The organism is Mycobacterium sp. D16R24 (assembly GCF_002013385.1).
Lineage (GTDB): Bacteria > Actinomycetota > Actinomycetes > Mycobacteriales > Mycobacteriaceae > Mycobacterium.
Window position 1 is genome coordinate 26052 of sequence record NZ_MAEV01000030.1, and the last position, 19224, is coordinate 45275.

At 65.0% G+C, this 19224-nt stretch carries 15 protein-coding genes, 1 other RNA gene and 1 pseudogene; 9 read left to right on the top strand and 8 right to left on the bottom strand.

Features of this window, described 5'->3' with window-relative positions:
- Positions 1 to 25: 25 nt before the first annotated feature.
- Genes glnA through B4383_RS22635 form a run of 4 tightly spaced genes read right to left on the bottom strand, consistent with a single transcriptional unit; the run spans position 26 to position 5889 of the window.
- Complete coding sequence (glnA, locus tag B4383_RS22620) at positions 26 to 1366, bottom strand: type I glutamate--ammonia ligase (protein ID WP_078291412.1); 1341 nt, start codon at positions 1364 to 1366, stop codon at positions 26 to 28.
- A 41-nt stretch (positions 1367 to 1407) separates the two neighbouring features.
- Positions 1408 to 2937, bottom strand: coding sequence for an alpha/beta hydrolase (locus tag B4383_RS22625; RefSeq protein WP_078291410.1), 1530 nt, complete (start codon positions 2935 to 2937; stop codon positions 1408 to 1410).
- A 35-nt stretch (positions 2938 to 2972) separates the two neighbouring features.
- Complete coding sequence (locus tag B4383_RS22630) at positions 2973 to 4493, bottom strand: alpha/beta hydrolase (protein WP_078291408.1); 1521 nt, start codon at positions 4491 to 4493, stop codon at positions 2973 to 2975.
- A 22-nt stretch (positions 4494 to 4515) separates the two neighbouring features.
- The gene (locus B4383_RS22635) at positions 4516 to 5889 is read right to left on the bottom strand and encodes a wax ester/triacylglycerol synthase family O-acyltransferase (protein ID WP_078291406.1); all 1374 of its coding nucleotides are present in this window, start codon (positions 5887 to 5889) and stop codon (positions 4516 to 4518) included.
- 193 nt (positions 5890 to 6082) lie between these two features.
- Here B4383_RS22635 and panB point away from each other — a divergent pair, with 193 nt between their 5' ends.
- The gene (gene panB / locus B4383_RS22640) at positions 6083 to 6928 is read left to right on the top strand and encodes a 3-methyl-2-oxobutanoate hydroxymethyltransferase (RefSeq protein WP_078291624.1); all 846 of its coding nucleotides are present in this window, start codon (positions 6083 to 6085) and stop codon (positions 6926 to 6928) included.
- 4 nt (positions 6929 to 6932) lie between these two features.
- Here the strand turns inward: panB and B4383_RS22645 are convergent, their stop codons facing one another.
- The gene (locus tag B4383_RS22645) at positions 6933 to 8765 is read right to left on the bottom strand and encodes a fatty acyl-AMP ligase (RefSeq protein WP_078291403.1); all 1833 of its coding nucleotides are present in this window, start codon (positions 8763 to 8765) and stop codon (positions 6933 to 6935) included.
- A gap of 271 nt (positions 8766 to 9036) precedes the next feature.
- Between B4383_RS22645 and B4383_RS22650 the strand changes: the two genes are divergently transcribed.
- Positions 9037 to 10524 carry a CYTH and CHAD domain-containing protein gene (locus B4383_RS22650; protein ID WP_078291401.1) on the top strand — a complete coding sequence of 496 codons (1488 nt, stop codon included), beginning with the start codon at positions 9037 to 9039 and terminating at the stop codon, positions 10522 to 10524.
- Here the strand turns inward: B4383_RS22650 and B4383_RS22655 are convergent, their stop codons facing one another.
- Together B4383_RS22655 and rnpB are read right to left on the bottom strand one after the other, a co-directional pair.
- Complete coding sequence (locus B4383_RS22655) at positions 10525 to 11949, bottom strand: RNB domain-containing ribonuclease (RefSeq protein WP_078291623.1); 1425 nt, start codon at positions 11947 to 11949, stop codon at positions 10525 to 10527.
- Between the two features lie 20 nt (positions 11950 to 11969).
- An RNA gene (rnpB, locus tag B4383_RS22660) (RNase P RNA component class A) lies at positions 11970 to 12390 on the bottom strand.
- Between the two features lie 37 nt (positions 12391 to 12427).
- Between rnpB and B4383_RS22665 the strand changes: the two genes are divergently transcribed.
- From B4383_RS22665 to B4383_RS27290, 7 genes and pseudogenes are all read left to right on the top strand, one after another.
- Positions 12428 to 12811, top strand: coding sequence for a VOC family protein (locus tag B4383_RS22665; RefSeq protein ID WP_078291399.1), 384 nt, complete (start codon positions 12428 to 12430; stop codon positions 12809 to 12811).
- 47 nt (positions 12812 to 12858) lie between these two features.
- Positions 12859 to 14118: a cytochrome P450 gene (locus tag B4383_RS22670; RefSeq protein ID WP_078291397.1), complete on the top strand. Its 1260-nt coding sequence runs from the start codon at positions 12859 to 12861 to the stop codon at positions 14116 to 14118.
- Between the two features lie 34 nt (positions 14119 to 14152).
- Positions 14153 to 15076, top strand: a complete 924-nt coding sequence (locus B4383_RS22675) for a DUF4129 domain-containing protein (protein WP_078291395.1) — start codon at positions 14153 to 14155, stop codon at positions 15074 to 15076.
- Positions 15073 to 15558 (top strand): hypothetical protein, encoded by a 486-nt coding sequence (locus tag B4383_RS22680; protein ID WP_078291393.1) that lies wholly within the window; start codon positions 15073 to 15075, stop codon positions 15556 to 15558. Before B4383_RS22675 ends, B4383_RS22680 begins: the two co-directional genes overlap by 4 nt.
- A complete protein-coding gene (locus tag B4383_RS22685) occupies positions 15555 to 16517 on the top strand; it encodes a MoxR family ATPase (protein WP_078291391.1) in 963 nt (320 codons plus the stop codon). The genes B4383_RS22680 and B4383_RS22685 overlap by 4 nt, the downstream gene beginning before the upstream one ends.
- Entirely contained in the window at positions 16514 to 17743 is a 1230-nt protein-coding gene (locus B4383_RS22690; RefSeq protein WP_078291389.1) for a DUF58 domain-containing protein, read from the top strand. Before B4383_RS22685 ends, B4383_RS22690 begins: the two co-directional genes overlap by 4 nt.
- Positions 17740 to 18044: pseudogene (locus B4383_RS27290) on the top strand (hypothetical protein); the annotation flags it as partial. The gene B4383_RS22690 and the pseudogene B4383_RS27290, both read left to right, overlap by 4 nt.
- On the opposite strand, the gene B4383_RS22700 reads toward B4383_RS27290, so the two are convergent.
- Positions 18017 to 19186, bottom strand: coding sequence for a DUF222 domain-containing protein (locus tag B4383_RS22700; protein WP_078291386.1), 1170 nt, complete (start codon positions 19184 to 19186; stop codon positions 18017 to 18019). The pseudogene B4383_RS27290 and the gene B4383_RS22700 sit on opposite strands and share 28 nt — an antisense overlap.
- Positions 19187 to 19224: the final 38 nt, after the last annotated feature.

A 19224-nucleotide genomic window follows, 5' to 3' on the forward strand; every position in this document is an offset into this window, starting at 1 on the left:
CAATGTTCTTCGCGCGAGGGGCTCATCAGAGACCCAAGTAGGCCCGCAGCTCGAACGGGGTCACATTGCTGCGGTAGCGCGCCCACTCGGCCCGCTTGTTCCTGAGGAAGAAGTCGAAGACGTGCTCTCCCAAGGCTTCTGCTACCAGCTCGGAACGCTCCATGGCGATGAGCGCGTTCTCCAGCGTGCTGGGCAGCTCCTTGTAACCCATGGCCTGACGCTCCGCGGCGGTCAGCTGCCACACATCGTCCTCGGCCTCGGGCCCCAGCGTGTAACCCTGCTCCACACCACGCAACCCGGCGGCCAACAGCACCGCGTACGTCAGATAGGGATTGCAAGCCGAGTCGGGGCTGCGCACCTCGATGCGGCGCGACGACGACTTGTTGGGCGTGTACATCGGAACCCGCACCAGCGCCGAACGGTTGGCCGCACCCCAAGATGCCGCCGTCGGCGCCTCACCGCCGTGCACCAGGCGCTTGTAGGAGTTCACCCACTGGTTGGTGACAGCGCTGATCTCGTTGGCGTGCTCCAGGATTCCCGCGATGAACGACTTACCGACGCTGGAAAGCTGCAGCGGGTCATCGGGATTGTGGAATGCGTTGGTATCGCCCTCGAACAGGCTCATGTGGGTGTGCATCGCACTACCGGGATGATCGCTGAACGGCTTGGGCATGAAGGTGGCATGCACGCCGTCGATGATCGCCACTTCCTTGACCACATTGCGGAACGTCATCACGTTGTCCGCCATGGAAAGCGCGTCGGCGTAGCGCAGGTCGATCTCCTGCTGGCCCGGCGCGCCCTCGTGGTGGCTGAACTCCACGGAGATCCCCATGGATTCGAGCGCATCGATCGCGTGCCGACGGAAGTTCGGCGCCGCCTCGTGCACAGCCTGGTCGAAGTACCCCGCGTCATCGGCCGGGATGGGCGCCGAGCCGTCGTCGGGCAAGTTCTTCAGCAGGAAGAACTCGATCTCCGGGTGCACATAGCAGGAGAAGCCCAAATCGCTTGCCTTGGCCAGCTGGCGGCGCAGAACATGCCGCGGATCCGACCAGGACGGCGAACCGTCCGGCAGCTTGATATCGCAGAACATCCGCGCGGAGTGATGCTTACCGGCGCTGGTGGTCCAGGGCAGCACCTGGAATGTCGACGGGTCGGGGTGCGCGACGGTGTCCGATTCGGAGACGCGGGCGAAGCCCTCGATGGAGGATCCGTCGAAGCCGATGCCCTCTTCAAAGGCGCCTTCGAGTTCGGCCGGCGCGATGGACACGCTCTTGAGGTAGCCGAGCACGTCGGTGAACCACAGCCGGACAAAACGGATATCGCGTTCTTCCAGCGTGCGCAGCACGAATTCCTTCTGACGATCCATGGTCAGAGGCTATTACATCCGGCGTACACGGGCACGGATGCTCAGCACCGCACGTCCTTGGGCGGCACCGTGCCGTCGACGAAGTAACGCGTGACCGCCTCGTCGACGCATGCCTCTCCGTTGAACGCGACGGTGTGCTGGGTGCCCTCGTAGCTGATGAGGGATCCGTTCAATTGCTGTGCCAGCGCCACACCGGCCTCATAGGGCGTCGCCGGGTCGTGGGTGGTGGAGATGACAACCACCGGTGGCAGTCCGGGAGTCGACGGGGTGTGCGGTGCCGATGTCGGCGCCACCGGCCAGAAGGCGCACAAATCGCGCGGAGCGAATCCGGTGAATGTGCCGTAACTCGAGAACGGCGCCTGCTCACGCAGTCGTTTGTCGGCGGCTACCCAGGGGGCGGAGTCCCGCGGGGTCGGCCCATCGACGCACCGAATCGAGTTGAAGGCGTCCTGCAGGTTGTCGTAGCGCCCCTGGTCGTCGCGCTCCTGGTACTGGTCGGCCAGCCACAGCAAGTCATCGGGTCCGCTGCCATCGACCAGGCCGGCCAGCCCGGAGGTGAGGTACTTCCAGTAGCGCGGTGTGTACATCGCCTGGATGGTGCCGGTGATGGCGTCCTGATAGCCCAGGCCGCGCGGGTCGTTGGTCTTCGCGGGCTTGGTGACCAACGGATCGATCAGCTGGTGGAAACGCTTCACGGCCTGCGACGGGTCGGTGCCCAACGGGCACTTGGGGTCCTTGGCGCAGTCGGCCGCGTAATCGTTGAACGCCACCTGGAATCCGGTCATCTGCCGGACGTTGGATTCGACCGGATCGATGGTCGGGTCAATCGCGCCGTCCAGGACCATCGTGCGCACATTCTGCGGGAAGTACTCGGCGTACTGGGTGCCCAGCTCAGTGCCGTAGGAGTAACCCAGGTAGTTCAGTTTATTGTCGCCGACTGCCGCCCGGACAATATCCATATCCCTTGCCGCCGAGGCGGTTCCGGCATTGGCAAGGAAGTCCAGTCCCATCCGGCTCGCGCAGTCGTTGACGTACTGGCGGTACACATCCTCGATGTGGGCGACCCCGGCCTGGCTGTAGTCGGCCAGCGGCTCCTTACGGAAGGCGTCGAACTGGGCGTCGGTGCGGCACCGCAGGGTGGGGGTGGAGCCGCCGACACCGCGCGGATCGAACCCGACGATGTCGAAGCTCTGCCCGACCGCGCTGTCGCCGAGCTTGGCGCCCATACCGGCCGCGAGATCCACGCCCGATCCCCCGGGCCCGCCCGGGTTGACCAGCAGTGCGCCGATGCGCTTTCCGGTGGCGGGCACCTTGAGCACAGCGAGCTGTGCCACCGCACCCATCAGCTTGTCGTAGCTGACGGGCACCTTCACCTTGGCGCACCGGGCCGTCGGGATGCGGCTGGTGTCACCGACGAAGCCGTCGCAACTGCCCCAGGTGACCTTCTGGTCGTAGAACGCCTGCAACGACGGACTCGGTGCCGGCAGCGGCACAGCGGCCGCGGGGATGGCAGGGAGGGCCGCCGAGAACATCAAAAGAATCACCGGCAACGCTCGGCGCATCCGCATCATGGGCCACATCGTGCCATGTCGGATGCCACAAGGGATCAGCAGCGGGCGCCTTCGGCCGGAGTCGTGACCTTGATGAGATATGTCTCCGCCGCTTTGTCGACGCACTGATTCCCGTCGAACACGATGGTGTGCTTGGTCCCCTCGTAGGTGAGCAGGCCACCGCCGAGCTGTTTGGCCAGCTCAACGCCCGCCTGGTACGGGGTTGCCGGATCGAAGGTGGTGGAGACCACCAGCAGTTTGGGCAAGCCGGGCACGTTGATGGGGTGCGGCTTGCTCGTCGGCGGTACCGGCCAGAACGCGCACACTCCCAGCGGCGCATTGCCGGTGAATGCGCCGAAGTCCTGGAACGGGGCCACCTCACGGATGCGCCGATCCTTCTCGACGGTCTTGGCGCGGTCGGTCTGCGGTGGTTCGTCCACACAGTTGATGGCGGTCTGCGCGTCCTGCGCGTGGCTGTAGTGCCCCTCTTCGTCACGCTTCATGTACGCGTCGGCGAGCAGCTGCAGGATGTCACCCGACCCCTCGCTGAGCTGGCGCAGCGCCTTGGTGAACGCCTCCCACAGCGTGGGCGAGTACATCACCATGATGGTGCCGATGATGGCGTCGCCGTGGGACAGTCCGCGGCCGTCCTTGGTCTTGGCCGGGTGCTCGACCAGCGGATCGATCATGGCCCGGTAACGCGCGGTCGCCTGCGCGGGATCGGTGCCCAGCGGACAGCTCGGGCTCTTGGCGCAGTCGGCCGCGTAGTTGTCGAAAGCCTTTTGGAATCCCGCGATCTGGTCGATATCGGCCTGGGTGGGATCGGCGTTGGGGTCGATCACCCCGTCGAGGATGAGGGCCCGCACATTCTGGGGGAACTGCTCGGCGTAGGTGGTGCCGATCCGGGTGCCGTACGAGTAGCCCAGGTAGGTGAGCTTTTCGTCACCGAGGGCGGCACGAAGCCGGTCCATATCCTTGGCGACATTCACGGTGCCGACATTGGCGAGGAACTCCAGCCCCACCTTGTCGACGCAGCGCTTCACGAAGTCCTTGGAGTCCTGCTCCATGCGGGCTACGCCCTCGGGGCTGTAGTCGGTGTCGTTCTGCGCGCGCAGGCGATCCACATCTTGGTCCGAGTTGCACTCGACGGCAGGGGTGGAGGACCCCACACCACGCGGATCGAAGCCGATGAAGTCGAAGCTGTCGCGGATCTCCCTGGGCACCTGCTTGACGATGGCGGTCGCGGCCTCGATGCCCGATTGGCCCGGCCCGCCGGGGTTCATCAGCAGCGACCCGATCTTGTTGCCCTTTGCCGGGTACTTGATGATCGCTAGGCGCGCCTTGGCGCCGTCGGGTTTGGCGTAGTCGACAGGCACCTCGAGTTCCGAGCACACCGTGCTCGCCGGCACCGTGGTGTTTTCCGGCGTGAAGCCGTCACAGTCCCCCCAACTGAGGGCGGTTTCGGACGGTCGCGCCGCCGTCGCCTGACCTTCCACTGACCGCACACAACCAGAGACGACGGCTACCACCGAGGCAAGAGCCAATACGGCAGCAACCCGCCGACCACGAAACATCATTCAGCCATGGTGCCAGAAAGGACTAGATCCGGGCCTTCAGCTCCTGGAGCGCCACGCCGAAATCGTCGGTCAGTGTGGACAGATCGGGCATCAGATCGGGGCAGGAAATCAGGCCGACATTGAGTTTGCCGTCCAGCGACATCACCGTGACGGTGAGCGCGGCGCCGTGGAAGATAGGTCCCAGCGGATACATCCCGACGACCTGGGCGCCCAAGAAGTACAGCGGCACTTGGGGTCCCGGCACATTGGAGACCACCAGGTTGTGGATCACCGGGTGGCGGTCGGCCAGCCGGATGCGCGAGTAGACCCGCATCGCGGTGCCGAACACAGCGGGCGCCGCGAACTGACTCCAGTCCTGCAGCAGCGTCGCGCCCAACACGGCGGTGTGTTCCTTCGCGACGTTGTTGGCCTCGGCGATGGCCTGCAGACGATCCACTGGATTTTCCACATTGGTCTCCAAGCGGGAGAACATTCCCGAGACCTGGTTTCGGCCCGGGCGGTCCGACTTCTCGTGCACCGACACCGGAACCATGGCCACCAATGAGCTCTCTGGAAGCTCACCGCGGTCGTCCAGATACTTGCGCAGTGCGCCGGCGCAGATGGCCATCACGACATCGTTGACCTTGACGCCGAAGCGGTTCTTGACCGCGCGGACGTCCTCGAGGTCCAGTTGGGCGTAGCCGACGTTGCGGCGGCTGGTGATCGTGGAGTTGAACGAGGTCCGCGGTGCCGAGAACGGCGCGGTCATGGCTTCGCCGCGCTTGGAGCGCTCCAGCCAGGCCGGGATGACACCGATGGTCGAGGGCAGCAGCTTGGCGAACTTCAACGGCCGAGACGCCCATTTGAGGGCTCCGGTGACCGCGATCTCCAGACTGTTGGCGCCGCCGACACCCGGCGCGGGTGCGGGCGCTTCGGCATCGGGTTCCAAACCGCACAGCGCCGACATCAGGTTGGCGCCGGTGACACCGTCGACCGAGGCGTGATGCATCTTGGTCATGACCACCAGGCGGTTCGTGTCGCCCGTCTCGATGACCCACATTTCCCACAGCGGCCGGGCGCGGTCCAAGGGCAACGAGGCGATGTGTCCGCACATATCGGCGATCTCGGCCTTGCCTCCGGGCGAGGGCAGGCCGACGTGATGCAGGTGCCGGTCGATGTCGAAGTCGTCGTCGTCGACCCACACCGGGTGGTCCAGGTTCAGGCGGCTGTCGGCGAGCTTCTCCGTGAACGAGGAGATTCCCTCGACGCGCTCGACCAGCTTGGTCCGCAGTTTCTCGAACGAGTAGCCACCAGGAATGGTTGTGGTGTCTAATTCCAGTACCCCGCACACATGCATGGGCTGGGTGGGTGTTTCGAGATAGAGAAAACTGGCGTCGAGTCCGGAAAGCCGCTGCATGCCGCAGATGCTAGGCGAGCCGGGTAGCCCCCGTGCCCGAATGCGGCGACCACAGATGTGACCAAGTCCACGCGCCCGGATATTCATCTCATCGTCACCCGGTGGCACACTGAACATCGTTGGTAACCCAGGGACCCGAACGGGCCTTGAGGAGATTATCGAAAAGGTGACAGTGATGTCCGAGATGTCCGAGATGTCCGAATCTGCTTTGTACGGCGCTGCTTCCGAGACGAACGCAAAACCGCGTACCAAGACCCGCGTGCACCACTTGCAGAAGTGGAAGGCCGAGGGCCACAAATGGTCGATGCTCACCGCGTACGACTACTCGACCGCACGGATTTTCAATGATGCCGGGATTCCCGTTCTGCTGGTCGGGGATTCGGCCGCGAACGTGGTCTACGGGTACGACACCACCGTGCCGATCACCATCGACGAGTTGATTCCGTTGGTGCGCGGTGTGGTTCGCGGTGCCACCGAGGCCCTGGTGGTCGCCGACCTGCCCTTCGGCTCCTATGAAGGCGGGGCCGCTCAGGCCCTCGCCAGTGCCACCCGGTTCATGAAAGAAGCCGGCGCCCACGCCGTGAAACTCGAAGGCGGAGAACGCGTTGCCGATCAGATCGCCACGCTGACGGCTGCCGGGATTCCGGTGGTCGCACACATCGGGTTCACCCCGCAGAGCGTGAACGGGCTTGGCGGATACCGGGTTCAGGGCCGCGATGACGCCGCCGCACAACTCATTCACGATGCCATCGCGGTGCAGGAAGCCGGAGCCATCGCCGTCGTCATGGAGATGGTGCCGGCAGAGCTGGCAACACAGATCACCGGCAAGCTCACCATCCCCACCATCGGCATCGGCGCCGGCCGGGAATGCGACGCCCAGGTGCTGGTGTGGCAGGACATGGCCGGGATGACCAGCGGCAAGACCGCCAAGTTCGTCAAGCAGTTCGGTCAGGTCGGCGCGGAATTACGCAAGGCCGCCGAGCACTACGCCGATGAGGTGGCTCGCGGAGCGTTCCCCGCTCCCGAACACAGCTACTGATAGCTCAGGCGCGCACGCCGAGCTTGTTGTCCAGGTATTCCTGGCGGCAGGCTCGGCGTGCGAGCTTTCCGCTGGTGGTGCGCGGAATCGCACCGGCCTGAACCAGCTGCACATCCGCGATGGGCAGGTTGTGCCGCCGCGATACGGCCGCGCGAATGGCATCGACGATGGGCTCCGGCGCGGCCCGGCCCGCGCCGGCAGCACGCTCGGCCACGATGACCAACCGCTCCCCCGTGCCGTTGCCCTGGTCGACGCCGGCGGGCAGCTCGTTCGCGGGCGCCGAGAAGGCCGCCACAAATCCATGCCGCACCGCGGGTGAGGCTTCCTCGACGGTGGCCTCGATGTCCTGCGGGTAGTGGTTGCGACCGTCGATGATGACCAGGTCCTTGACCCGTCCGGTAATGAAAAGCTCACCGTCCAGGTAGACGCCCAGGTCTCCGGTGCGGAACCAGGTGGCACCGGGCTCGGTGCCGGCGGCATGGCTGCCTTGGTCGAGCCGGGCCTGCAGCTTGTTGCGGAACGAGAAATCGGTCTCCTTCGGCCTGCCCCAGTAGCCGCGGCCGATATTGTCGCCGTGCAACCAGATCTCCCCGACCTCGCCATCGGCCAGCTCAACATCGGCATTCGGGTTGACGATCACAGCCCATTGGCTGCGCGCGATCTTGCCGCAGGACACCTGCGGGACCGCGTCCTCGTGGTCGGCCCCGACCCGCACGGCACGCCCGTCGCCGAGCTGTGCACGGTCGAGGTACACCACCGAGGCCTCTGCGTCGGAATCAATGGTAGAGACGAACAGTGTCGCCTCGGCCATTCCGTAGGAGGGCTTGATGGTGGTCGGCGGCAGTCCGTAGGGCCCGAAGGCATCGTTGAACTTGCGAATGGAAGAGATGCTGACCGGTTCCGATCCGTTGATCAGACCCGCGACGTTGCTGAGGTCGAGCTCCTCGCCGTCCTTGGGCAGACCGCGCTCGGCCGCCAGCTCGAACGCGAAGTTCGGTGCGGCGGCGAAGGTTCGGCCCAGGTGAGCCTCGGCGGCGAGTTCCTTGATCCAGCGCCCTGGCCTGCGTACGAACGACACCGGAGACATCAGGGTGATCCGGCCGCCGCACAGCGGGAACACGATCATCAGCAGACCCATGTCGTGGTACAGCGGCAGCCAGCTGACGCTGCGGATGCTGTCGTCGAGCCCCACCGAGATGATCATCTGCAGCACGTTGGTCATCACCGCGCGGTGGGTGATCTCGACACCGGCGGGCACCCGGGTCGATCCGGAGGTGTACTGCAGGTAGGCGATGTCGTCGGTATCCGGGGTCACCTTGACGTAGGTGCCGGCCACCGAATCGGGCACGCTGTCGACTGCGAGCACACGGGGCCGCCGTTCCCGGGGCAGGCCGCGGACGAATCGACTGACGGACTCGGCGGCGGCGTTGTTGGTCAGGACCACGGTCGGCTGCGCATCGGTGAGCACAGCGTCGAGTCGTTCGGAGTGGCCGGGAAGCTCCGGAGCAAACAATGGAACCGCGATGTTCCCGGCCTCGATGGCGGCGTAGAAACCGACCACGTAGTCGATGCCCTGCGGGGCCAGGATCGCGACCCGATCGCCGGGATTGGTGACTTGCTGAAGACGGGCCGCGACCGCCTGAGAGCGCTGGCCAAGCTGTGTCCAGTTGAGATCGTTGGGTTCGCCGTCGGAGTTGGCGTTGAAGTCCAGGTACCGGTACGCCAAAGTGTCGCCCAGCTCGGCCACGGCACGCTCAAGGTAGTAGTTGACGGTGTAACCATCTGGCAAGGTAATCGCACCTTTGCCGTTCAAGTACTCCTCAACACGTAATTTCATGTCGACCTCGGTCTAGCTGTGGATACGGCTGGCGTCCCATAAGGGGACGATACCGACCACACAACACCAACACTGCGCACCACACGCGGCGCGAAGCGAATACGGCTGCCCAATCTGATACCCCGACCTTATGAGAATCCTAAGAGAATCTTAGATTACCCCGTGACAAGTCGTGACCATTGTTTACCTGAATGTGGCACCGTGTCTCATACTCACCCAAGCCCGCACACGCCGAGCATCCCGTCCCTTCGACCGTCAGGGCACACCCCTCATGCCATCTCAGCACGTCGAGGTCGAGCGGAAGTTCGACGTCACCGACGCGACCATCAATCCATCATTCGACGGGATTTCCGCCGTCGCGCATGTGGAGCAGCAACCTCAGCAGGAATTGAACGCGGTGTACTTTGACACGCCCGACCAGCGGCTGGCCTACCAGCGCATCACGTTGCGGCGACGCACGGGCGGCACCGACGCGGGATGGCATCTGAAGTTACCGGCAGGGCCGGACACCCGAACCGAGCTGCGACTCCCCCTCGACGAGGGCGGCGACGCGGATTCCCTTGCGGTCCCGGAGGAGCTGCGGGACACCGTGCTCGCGGTGGTGCGCGAGGACGAGCTGGCTCCGGTGGCCCGCATCAGCACCGTGCGCACGGTGGTGCGGCTGATCGGCGCTGAAGGTGAGCAGCTGGCCGAATTCTGCGATGACCAGGTGACCGCCACTCGGCTGACCGGCCAGGACTCCGGCGAGGAGGCCGCCGTGCAGAGCTGGCGGGAATGGGAGCTGGAGCTGTCGACATTCGGCGACACCGCACTGCTCGACCGGGTGACCGCTCGCCTGCTGGACGCCGGGGCGGCCCCGGCCGGGCACGGTTCCAAGTTGGCCCGCGTTCTTGACGTCCCCGAGCGTGCACGCCCCTCCGGTAAGGATCCGATCCAACGCGCCCTCCTCGAGCAGCTGGATCAGCTGCTCGGCTGGGACCGCGCGGTACGGGTGGACACCGATGATTCGGTGCACCAGATGCGCGTCACCATTCGACGGATCCGCAGTCTGTTGCAGTCCAATCCGGAACGCTTCGGCGTCGACACGAACACCGAGCCGCTCGACGAGCTGCGCCTGCTGGCCAACATCCTCGGGGGTGCACGTGATGCCGAGGTGCTGGCGCAGCGCTACGCCGCGGCGCTCACCGAGCTCCCCGAACCACTCATCCGGGGCCCGGTGCACGAACGTTTGGTGGACGCGGCCAGGCAGCACTACGACATCGGGTTACGCCGCTCGTTGGCGGCCATGCGCAGCCATCGCTACTTCCGACTGCTTGATTCCCTGGACACGCTGGTCGCTTCCGCCGGGCCGCCATCGGACACCCATCATTCGGATGAGGGTGGAACGCTCGATGCCGCGTACCGCAAGGTGCGCCGTGCGGCGCGGGCGGCGGCGCGCGCCGAGGGCGAGTATCGCGATGAGGCCCTGCATCGCATCCGCAAGTCGGCCAAGCGGTTGCGCTATGTGGCCAGTGCCGAGGGTGCCAAGCGAGTCTCGCAAGCGGCCAAGGACATTCAGGAGCTGCTGGGTGAGCATCAGGACAGCACGGTGAGTCGCGCGTATCTGGCCACGCGGGCCGCCGAGGCGCACACCGCCGGCGAGGACACCTTCACCTACGGGGTGCTGTACCAGCGTGAGCACGATGCCGCCGAGACCGCACGCCACCAGGTGGAGGCAACGCTGAAGGCGCTCCGTCAGGCCGTGCGGCACAGGAAGTGATCAGCTGCCGTCTGCCGGGAAGCCGAACAGCACGGTCCGGGTATCCGGATTCGCTTCATGCAGCGTGAGTTTGGCGCGTTGCCCCTCGGGCGGATTTCCTTCGCAGCGGGCAAGAATCGGCGGATCGGTCACGAAAACCTCTGCGGGTCGCTTCTTCTCGGCGCCCCGTAGCACTGCCGAATCGAAGGTCTGACCCTTCTGCGGGGCAAGCACGGTGGCCTCGGTGAGGTCCACACACGCCTGCTCCACCTTGTTGGCCAACGCATTCGAGGTCAGTAGCGATGATCTGACGCCTGCCAGGCCGTCGCGCGCCCACTGCGGCACCGGCGTGCCCGCGGACAGCGCCAGGCAGATCTCGGTGGCGAACCGGTCCCCCAGCCGGCGCAGCGGTGCGGTCACGTGCGCGTAGGGAGCGGCGATACCCGCATGCCCCGCGGCCTGGTCGTCCGGACGTTCTCCGTCGAAGACCAAATAGGAAGCGCCCCGCAGGAGCGTGGTCGCCTGTGTCATCATCGCCAATGTTGTGGTAGCGCAGGGATCCAGCGCGGCCAGCTGTGCCCCGATCGGGGTGTCGCTCGCCCAGGGCAGCCCCAGCGCATCGGCGGTGCGACGGATCCATCGGCGCACATCCCCGTCCGCGGGCGGCAGCGTGCGCAGGATGCCGACGCCACCGTCGAGCATGATCTGCGCCGCGCAGATCCCGGTGAGCAGTGATATCTGCGCGTTCCAGCCGTCGGTTTCGGTACGGGCCTCGATGCCGAGCTCCCAGTCACCGTTCCGGCCGCGCACCACTTCCTGCTCGGGGAGGTTCAACTCGATGGCTCCCCTGGCCAACCCGAGATCTCTTCTCTTGCGCCCGAATTCAGGGAGCACCGCGATCGAGGGATGTGGGTCACCGGCATCCGCCGCACCCTGAGCCTCCCGGTAGGTCAGCTGCCGCATGGATTTCACCAGGGCGCGTTGGACGCTCCAGCTGACCGGGTTGGCATCGCCATCGGTTTCGATGCGCCACAGCGCGGCCGGCCGAATCTCGTTGGGCAGCAAGCTCGCCGATCCCTCGGAGAACACCAAGGGGTGCAGCGGCACCGAACCATCAGGCAGATAGATGGTCTCTCCGCGCGTGCGGGCCTCGCTGTCCAAGGCGCTGCCGGGTTCGATCTGCGCGGCGACGTCGGCGATGGCGTAGTGCAGCAGGTAACCGTTGTCGGTGCGTTCCAGGTGCATGGCCTGATCCAGATCACGCGATCCGGGCGGGTCGATGGTGACCAACTCCAGATCGGTGCGGTCGATGCGTTCCGCGTGGTGACGGTCAACGGCCTGGGCGGCGTCGCGCTGCGCGTCCGGGCCGAATTCGGTGGGCAGCGCGAACTCCGCACGGATGCCGTCGAAGCTGAGGTCGCGGGCGACCAGGCGCTTCAACGTCACGACGTCAGGGTAATGCGAGGCGGGCGAGTTGGCCTGTAAGCCGGATCCTGTTCCACGCAGCCACGGGCTAGCCGCGGCCGCGCAGCGACGACCATCCATCTGGGCACACCGTCGCCGGGTACCTCGAGCGGCCTACCCGGAAGCTCGGGCGAGCAGCCCTCGAACACTTCCGCAGCTGTGCAAGCACAACCTTTTGGCCTTGCTTCGGGTGGGGTTTACCGAGCCGAACCGGTCACCCGGTCCGCTGGTGCGCTCTTACCGCACCGTTTCACCCTTACCACCGCCGACTCCCGAAGGACCCAGTGGTGGCGGTCTGTTTTCTGTGGCACTGTCCCGCGAGTCACCTCGGATTGCCGTTAGCAATCACCCTGCTCTGTGAAGTCCGGACTTTCCTCGAACCGCGGGATTTCTCCCACGACCCGCGGCCGCCCGGCCAACTCGTCCGCGCGGTCATCGTACTCGTGACAAGCTCATCGCCATGACGACAACGGCTCGACTGGGCGCGATATCGATCGACTGTGCGGATCCGGCGGCGCTGGCCCGGTTCTATCAGCAGGTGCTTGACCTGGAGATTCTGTTCGAGAGCCCGGATATGGTCGCGCTGAAGGGTGCCGCCGTGCTGCTGACCTTTCAGCGCGTGGCAGACCATCAGCCGCCGCAGTGGCCGGTGGGTGCGCTACCGAAACAACTGCACCTCGAGCTCGCGGCGGCGGACCTGGATGCCGAAGAGGCGCGCATCCTCGGCCTCGGGGCGGCCAAGGCCGAGACCCAGCCGAATCCGGGCGGATGGCGGGTGCTGATCGACCCGGCCGGTCACCCGTTTTGCATCACCAACCTCATCCCCGAGGGCACCTATTCATAACCCAGGTGTTAGTACTACAGTCCGTAGTACTCAATGGGGAGGTTTGCATGCGGTACATGCCTGGGGAAGCACTGTTGGCAATACACCGACACGTGGGACCGGTTATCAGTATCGGTGCCAAGGGTTTCGGATACACGCTCATGCTGGGACCGAAGGCCAATAGGTTCATCTTCGCCAATGGTGATGCATTCAGTTGGGCCGAGACATTCACAACCTTGATCCCGGCCGACGGCCCGAACGCCCTCATGGTCAGCGACGGCGAGGATCACCGGCGCCGCCGCAGCGCGGTGGCACCGGCCTTCCATCACCGGCAGGTGGACGGATATGTGAGCACCATGGTGGCGAACACCGACGCCGTCATCGACACGTGGAGGCCCGGACAGCGCATCGATGTGTACCAGCAGTTCCGAGCGTCGGTACGTCGCAGCGTCGCGGAGTGTTTGTTCGGCTCGCGGCTTGCCGAGCTCTCTAATGCGCTCGGCGACGAGCTGGAACCGTTGTTGGCGTTGACGCACCTGCCACCGCAGCAGGTGGCGGTGGAGAGCCGGTTGGGCTCACCACGTTGGCGGCGAGCGATGAAGAACCGCACACGTGTCGAGGCGTTGATCGACGCAGAAATCGTCGACGCTCGTGTTGCGCCTCGAGCAGACGACCGCCTGCTGACGGCTTTGATCGACGGGCGCCCCGGCATCCAGCCGTTGAGCGACAATGAAATTCGCGACCTAGTTGTCTCGCTGATCGCCGATGGATACGAGACTACGAGTGGGGTGCTGGCTTGGGCGATCTATGCACTGCTGACCGTTCCCGGCGCTTGGGATGCCGCGGCCGATGAGGTGCGCGACGTGCTCGGCGATCGCCCGCCGACCGCTGCTGATCTTGCTGCGCTCACCTATCTGAACGGAGTGGTCCGCGAAACCCTGCGTCTGTATACCCCGGGAGTGATTTCCGCACGGAAGGCGATGCGCGATCTCGAGTTCGACGGGCACCGCATCCAGGCGGGACGGATATTGATCTTCAGCCCCTACGTCACCCACAGAATTCCTGAAATATGGCCCGAACCAAACGAATTCAGACCGCAGCGATGGGACCCCACTTCACCGTATTTTCAGAAGCCCGGTCCAGATGAGTTCATTCCGTTCAGCGGCGGGCTGCATCGGTGCATCGGATCAGAGATGGCGATGACAGAGATCACGGTGACCTTAGCCAGGCTGATCGCCAGAACGACGCCGCGTCTGCCTGCACAACGGATACGGCCACGCCACTTCGGTTCCCTGCGCCCGTGGCCAGCACTTCTTCTTGATATCTAGGACCCGAACGGGCATCTACATGCAACGATGAGGCATGAACAGTGCAAACAAGCTGTTCGTTCGAGCGGCGGGGCTCATTGTCCTCGTCGCGCTGTTGGTCGTGTCGCTGCGCAGCTATCTGCCGAACCCAGCGGTTCTCCCCCGGCCCGAGGAACCTCGCGCTGAGCCTCGTTCAATAGCCTTGCAGCTCTTGCTGTGTGGCGTGGTAGCCGTACTCATCCTGTTGAGCCTGCGGCGGCGGGGCTCCGGAATGCCCGTGGGGACCGACAGCCCGTCGTATTTGCGGTTACGGGGGTTGACCCGGCGCGAGGCGCTCATTGCCGCCGCCAGTGTTCTCGTCCTGGTGGGCGCGGTGTGGATATCTCTCTATCTGACCAGACCGACGGGCGATTCTCCGGTGCGAGAGCCTGCCCCGGGCACCTCCGAACCGCGACCGGCCGGCGAGGCCGCGCCCAATAAGACGCCGGGTAACGCACCAGGACGCGAGGAACCCGGCGCGCCCATGGTGATCCTCGGCGTGGTGTTAATCGGCATCATCGTCATGATCTTCGTGCTGAGACGCAACGAACCGGACGCTCTGGATGCCGGTGGTGGCAACTCCGCGGAATCCGAAGGCGCCGATGCGACACCAGGATCCCTCGCCCATCTCGTCGAACTCGGCCTCGCCGAGGTTGCCGAACCGGGCCGAGATCCGCGCGCGTCGATCATTGCCTGTTACGCGGCCATGGAGCAGGGACTCACGGCGGCACCGGAGGCGGCACCACTTGCCTCCGATACCCCGTCGGAAGTCTTGCAGCGGGCGGTTCATATCGGCGCCCTCCAATCGCATGCAGGTACCCAGCTCGTCTCGCTGTTCTCCGAGGCTCGTTTCAGCCCACACCAGATGACCCACACCGATCGTGAGTCCGCGGTGCGCTGGCTGCAGAACGTGTTGGACGACCTTCGGAGTAGGCAATGAAATGGTTGGTACCGGCCGTGCTGCTGGTGGTGATCTTGGCCGAAGCGTGTGTAGCGTCCAGTCCACTGCGCTCCCTCACTCTGCCGATCACCGGCGCGGTGGTCGCGGTCGCCCTGTACCTGCTCTGGCGACAGCTGCGAAGTGCACCTGAACCGAAGCCGTTGCCCCCGGCTGGCCTTTCGGCCGACGAGACATTGCACCGATGGCTGGCCCGTGCCGAAGCGAGGATCAGTTGGGCCGAACGGACCCGCGGAGACTGGGATCGGCATCTGCGGCCACTGATAGCAGCCGATTTCGAGACCGCGGCAGGTCATCAACAGTCAAAAGATCGAGCCGCACTCGCCGCGACCGGCCTCATGATGTTTGGTCCCGAACTATGGCCCTGGGTCGACCCGAACGGCGCATCGCATGACGAACGCGCCGAACCTGCGCCCGGCCGCGCCGTATTGCAATCGATACTCGAACGATTGGAGCAGATGTGACGACGCTTCCGGTTGCCGTCGCGACCCAGCACGCGGATGCGGTGCTGACCGAGATCGAACGGGTTGTTGTCGGAAAACGCGGTGCGCTACAACTGATTCTGCTGACGATCCTCGCACGCGGGCATGTCCTCATCGAGGATCTACCGGGTCTGGGCAAGACGCTGATCGCCCGGTCATTCGCGGCCGCGCTGGGGCTCGATTTCACCCGGGTGCAGTTCACGCCCGATCTGCTGCCCGCCGATCTGCTGGGCTCCACGATCTACGACATGTCTTCGGGGCTGTTCGAGTTCCGGACCGGGCCGATTTTCACGAATCTCTTACTGGCAGATGAGATCAACCGAACTCCCCCCAAGACACAATCGGCGCTGCTGGAAGCGATGGCGGAGGGGCAGGTGAGCATCGACGGTGAAACTCGCAGACTGCCAGCGCCATTCGTCGTGCTGGCGACGGACAATCCCATTGAGTATGAGGGAACTTATCCATTGCCGGAGGCGCAACTGGACCGGTTCGCGATCCGATTGCAATTGGGATATCTGAGCGAAGACCTCGAGATCGAGATGCTGCAGCGGCGATTGAGCCGCGGATCAGCACAGCCGACCGTGTCGCAAGTGATCGCCTCCGAAGACCTTGTGATGATGCGGGAAGCGGTGGAAGACGTTTCGGTACATCCGGATGTACTTCGCTACATTGTCGCGCTGGCCGCCGCGACGCGAACCCACTCACATGTCGAGGTCGGTGCCAGTCCGCGCGCCGAGCTCGACCTGGTGCAGATGTCGCGAGCCCGCGCGATGCTGCTCGGCCGCGACTTTGTGATACCCGAGGACGTCAAAGCGCTCGCGGTGCCCGCTATCGCGCACCGAATCAGTCTGCGTCCCGAGATGTGGGTACGCCGTATCACCGGCGCGCACGTGGTCGACGAACTGCTGCACCGGCTGCCGGTACCGCGAGCGTCCGGATGATCAGTTGGCGCGCGGCCCCGCTGTCATCGGCGCTGGCTGCCTGCATCGCCGTCGCGTTGACGCTTGCGATAGTCACGGGCCGGTGGCAGCTGGTGGTATTCGCGGCCCCATTCATCGGCGTACTCGCCGGCGCCTCCAGACGTCCCAAGGGCGGTCGGATATGGGTTTCCGGCGAGTCAGATCCGTTACGGTGCTTGGAGTCCGAGACGGTAACCATCACCACGTCGATCGAATCGGACGGACCTGCCGTGGTCTGTCGGCTGCACCCGGCACCCGTGGACGGTCTGCGCATCGAGGTGGATAAGGCGACGGCGCCCAACCAGCTCACGATGCGTGTGTCGGCCGAACGCTGGGGCCGGTACACCATTGCAGTTCAGGTTCACACGGTGTCGACGTCCGGCCTGTGGGCCGGTGCTCCGGTGACGTTGTCTGCCGCGGAGCTGCGCGTGTACCCATTGGCAGACCCACAAGACGTCACGCTGCCGCCCGCCGATCTGCCCGACCGGATCGGCACACACCTGACGCGACACCATGGACCGGGCGTCGAATACGCGGATATCCGTGAGTATGTTCCGGGTGACTCACTGCGAACGGTCAATTGGAGAGTCAGCGCGCGGCGGGGAAGATTGCATGTCACCGACCGGCTCACCGATCGGTCCGCCGATGTCGTCGTTTTGATCGACGCCTATCCGCAGCCATCGGGCCCGGCGACGACGGCGACGGAGCGATCCGCACGCGGCGCCGCTCAGCTGGTGCAGTCGGTGTTGCAGCGCGGAGATCGGGCGGGCGTTGTCCTGTTGGGCAGCACTCCACGCTGGCTTGCTCCCGATATCGGTCGCCATCAGTTTTATCGCCTGCTCGATGCCGTTCTGGATGCCGGAGAATGGCATTCGCACAGCAGTAGCGCGCTTGCGCCGCGCGCCGCGATGCCGCCCAACGCGATCGTGGTGGCGTTTTCCACGCTGATGAACGCCGATTTCGGGCTGGCGCTCACCGACCTTCGGCGGCGCGGGCACCCGGTGCTGGTCGTCGATGTGCTCGATCGCTTGCCTTTCCGCGAGGAGCCCGATCCGATCGTCGCCCGCTGGTGGCGGTTGGAACGTTCACGGATGTATCGCAATATCGCCGTGACGGGGGTCGACGTGATCGATTGGAGTCATGACTCCGGACTCAACCACGCAATGCACCTGATGCCACAGCGCCCGCGAATGGCACGACGCCGATGAAAGCGGTTGCGGTCCTGGCCGTGTTGTTCATCATTGGCGTCTTGGGACGCAGCGAGACGTCCCCGGTGGTTGCGATGCTCTCCGGCCTGGCCGCCGTGATATGTCTGTCGGCCGCATATACCCGGCGTTGGCCGTCCGAGATCCTTCCCGCACTGCTGTTCGGTTGCGTGGCATTACTGGCAGCTGCGATACCCACGGGACAGTCGTCCTGGCTGCCCTTGGTCGCACCGGTCGCTGTTGTCGTCATTTATGTTCTCGCCCTGTGGCCTCTACTCAGAGCAGCGGCGGCGCCGTCGAGTGATAGACCGACCCGGTCGGCGTCGTGATCGCGACCGTATGCATCCACCCCGGCGACTCCTTCACATAGTTGCATCGCTCGCAGAGGCCCTGACCGTTGTCGAACGATGTCGCGCCGCCCTGTGCACTGCCCACGATATGGTCGTGATGGCGGATCGGGGCATCGCAATACGGCGTCCGACACGTCTGGTCACGCAGGTCGATCAGCTCCGCCAATCCCTTGGGAAACAAACGACTTCGCGAGTCCGCGCCTACCAGTGCACCCGTACCGCAGCGTCGATACAACCGTCGTGCCAAAACCTTCGCACCGGCGCTGACGGCATCGGATATGAGCCTGCGCGCCACCGCGGCCGGGACAGGTCCGTGACCCGCGATCATCGCGGGCTCGATACCTCCGCCCAATAGCGCCTCATCGGAGATCGTAATGTTCACGCCCAGGGGAACAGCCTGCGCGGATGACACTCCGGTCACTCGTTCCACGAGGGTGTCGGCCATGATCTGCCCTTGACCACGAACGGGATCCATCGACGTGTCGGCGGCTCGCTTGAGAGCGGCGTAGACCGCCACACCCTGTTTCACCGGGAGCAGCGCCGTCAGGTACGTCATGGTGTCGGGCACCGGGCGGATGGATACCCGACGTTCGTTCTCGGCCCGGCGTGCGCGGCGCACCACAGCCTCCGGATCGAGTCGATAGGCCAGACGTTTCGCCTCCGCGGTGAGCCGGGCATCGCCGATCCCTCGCAGTCGAGACGGGTCTGCGCACATCTCGACGTCGATCTTCTGCCGATCCTCGACGGCAAGGTAGGCGGTTTCACGCACCAGAATCGTCGCGCGCCATTCATTCAGCGCGCCGCAGACCAATGCCGCAAGCGTGTGGGGCATTTCGTTCACCAGTGCCTTCGCGAAGCCGAGATGACGACCACCACGGGCCGGTGAATCTTGCCGCGCCAAGGCGATCTCGGTGGCGACGCCAGCCCCTTGCTGCTGCCGAGGCACACCGTTAGCGACCTCCTCCTCGCGGCGTGCGCGATCAAACAGCACCGCGACGTGAGCCTGCTCCGCAGCGGCGGCGGCCTTCACCCGCTCCAGCTCGGCGATTCGTTCGACGAGCCGCGCCGCTAGGGCAGCGGGATCTGTCTGGGACACATTCTCAACGCTAGTCGAACATCAGTTCGAGTAGCGTT

What these genes read in the sequence shown, in the direction of transcription:
- glnA (WP_078291412.1), bottom strand. Translation starts at nt 1,366, where the DNA reads ATGGATCGTCAGAAGGAATTCGTGCTGCGCACGCTGGAAGAACGCGAT.
- B4383_RS22625 (WP_078291410.1), bottom strand. Translation starts at nt 2,937, where the DNA reads ATGATGCGGATGCGCCGAGCGTTGCCGGTGATTCTTTTGATGTTCTCG.
- B4383_RS22630 (WP_078291408.1), bottom strand. Translation starts at nt 4,493, where the DNA reads ATGATGTTTCGTGGTCGGCGGGTTGCTGCCGTATTGGCTCTTGCCTCG.
- B4383_RS22635 (WP_078291406.1), bottom strand. Translation starts at nt 5,889, where the DNA reads ATGCAGCGGCTTTCCGGACTCGACGCCAGTTTTCTCTATCTCGAAACA.
- panB (WP_078291624.1), top strand. Translation starts at nt 6,083, where the DNA reads ATGTCCGAATCTGCTTTGTACGGCGCTGCTTCCGAGACGAACGCAAAA.
- B4383_RS22645 (WP_078291403.1), bottom strand. Translation starts at nt 8,765, where the DNA reads ATGAAATTACGTGTTGAGGAGTACTTGAACGGCAAAGGTGCGATTACC.
- B4383_RS22650 (WP_078291401.1), top strand. Translation starts at nt 9,037, where the DNA reads ATGCCATCTCAGCACGTCGAGGTCGAGCGGAAGTTCGACGTCACCGAC.
- B4383_RS22665 (WP_078291399.1), top strand. Translation starts at nt 12,428, where the DNA reads ATGACGACAACGGCTCGACTGGGCGCGATATCGATCGACTGTGCGGAT.
- B4383_RS22670 (WP_078291397.1), top strand. Translation starts at nt 12,859, where the DNA reads ATGCGGTACATGCCTGGGGAAGCACTGTTGGCAATACACCGACACGTG.
- B4383_RS22675 (WP_078291395.1), top strand. Translation starts at nt 14,153, where the DNA reads ATGAACAGTGCAAACAAGCTGTTCGTTCGAGCGGCGGGGCTCATTGTC.
- B4383_RS22680 (WP_078291393.1), top strand. Translation starts at nt 15,073, where the DNA reads ATGAAATGGTTGGTACCGGCCGTGCTGCTGGTGGTGATCTTGGCCGAA.
- B4383_RS22690 (WP_078291389.1), top strand. Translation starts at nt 16,514, where the DNA reads ATGATCAGTTGGCGCGCGGCCCCGCTGTCATCGGCGCTGGCTGCCTGC.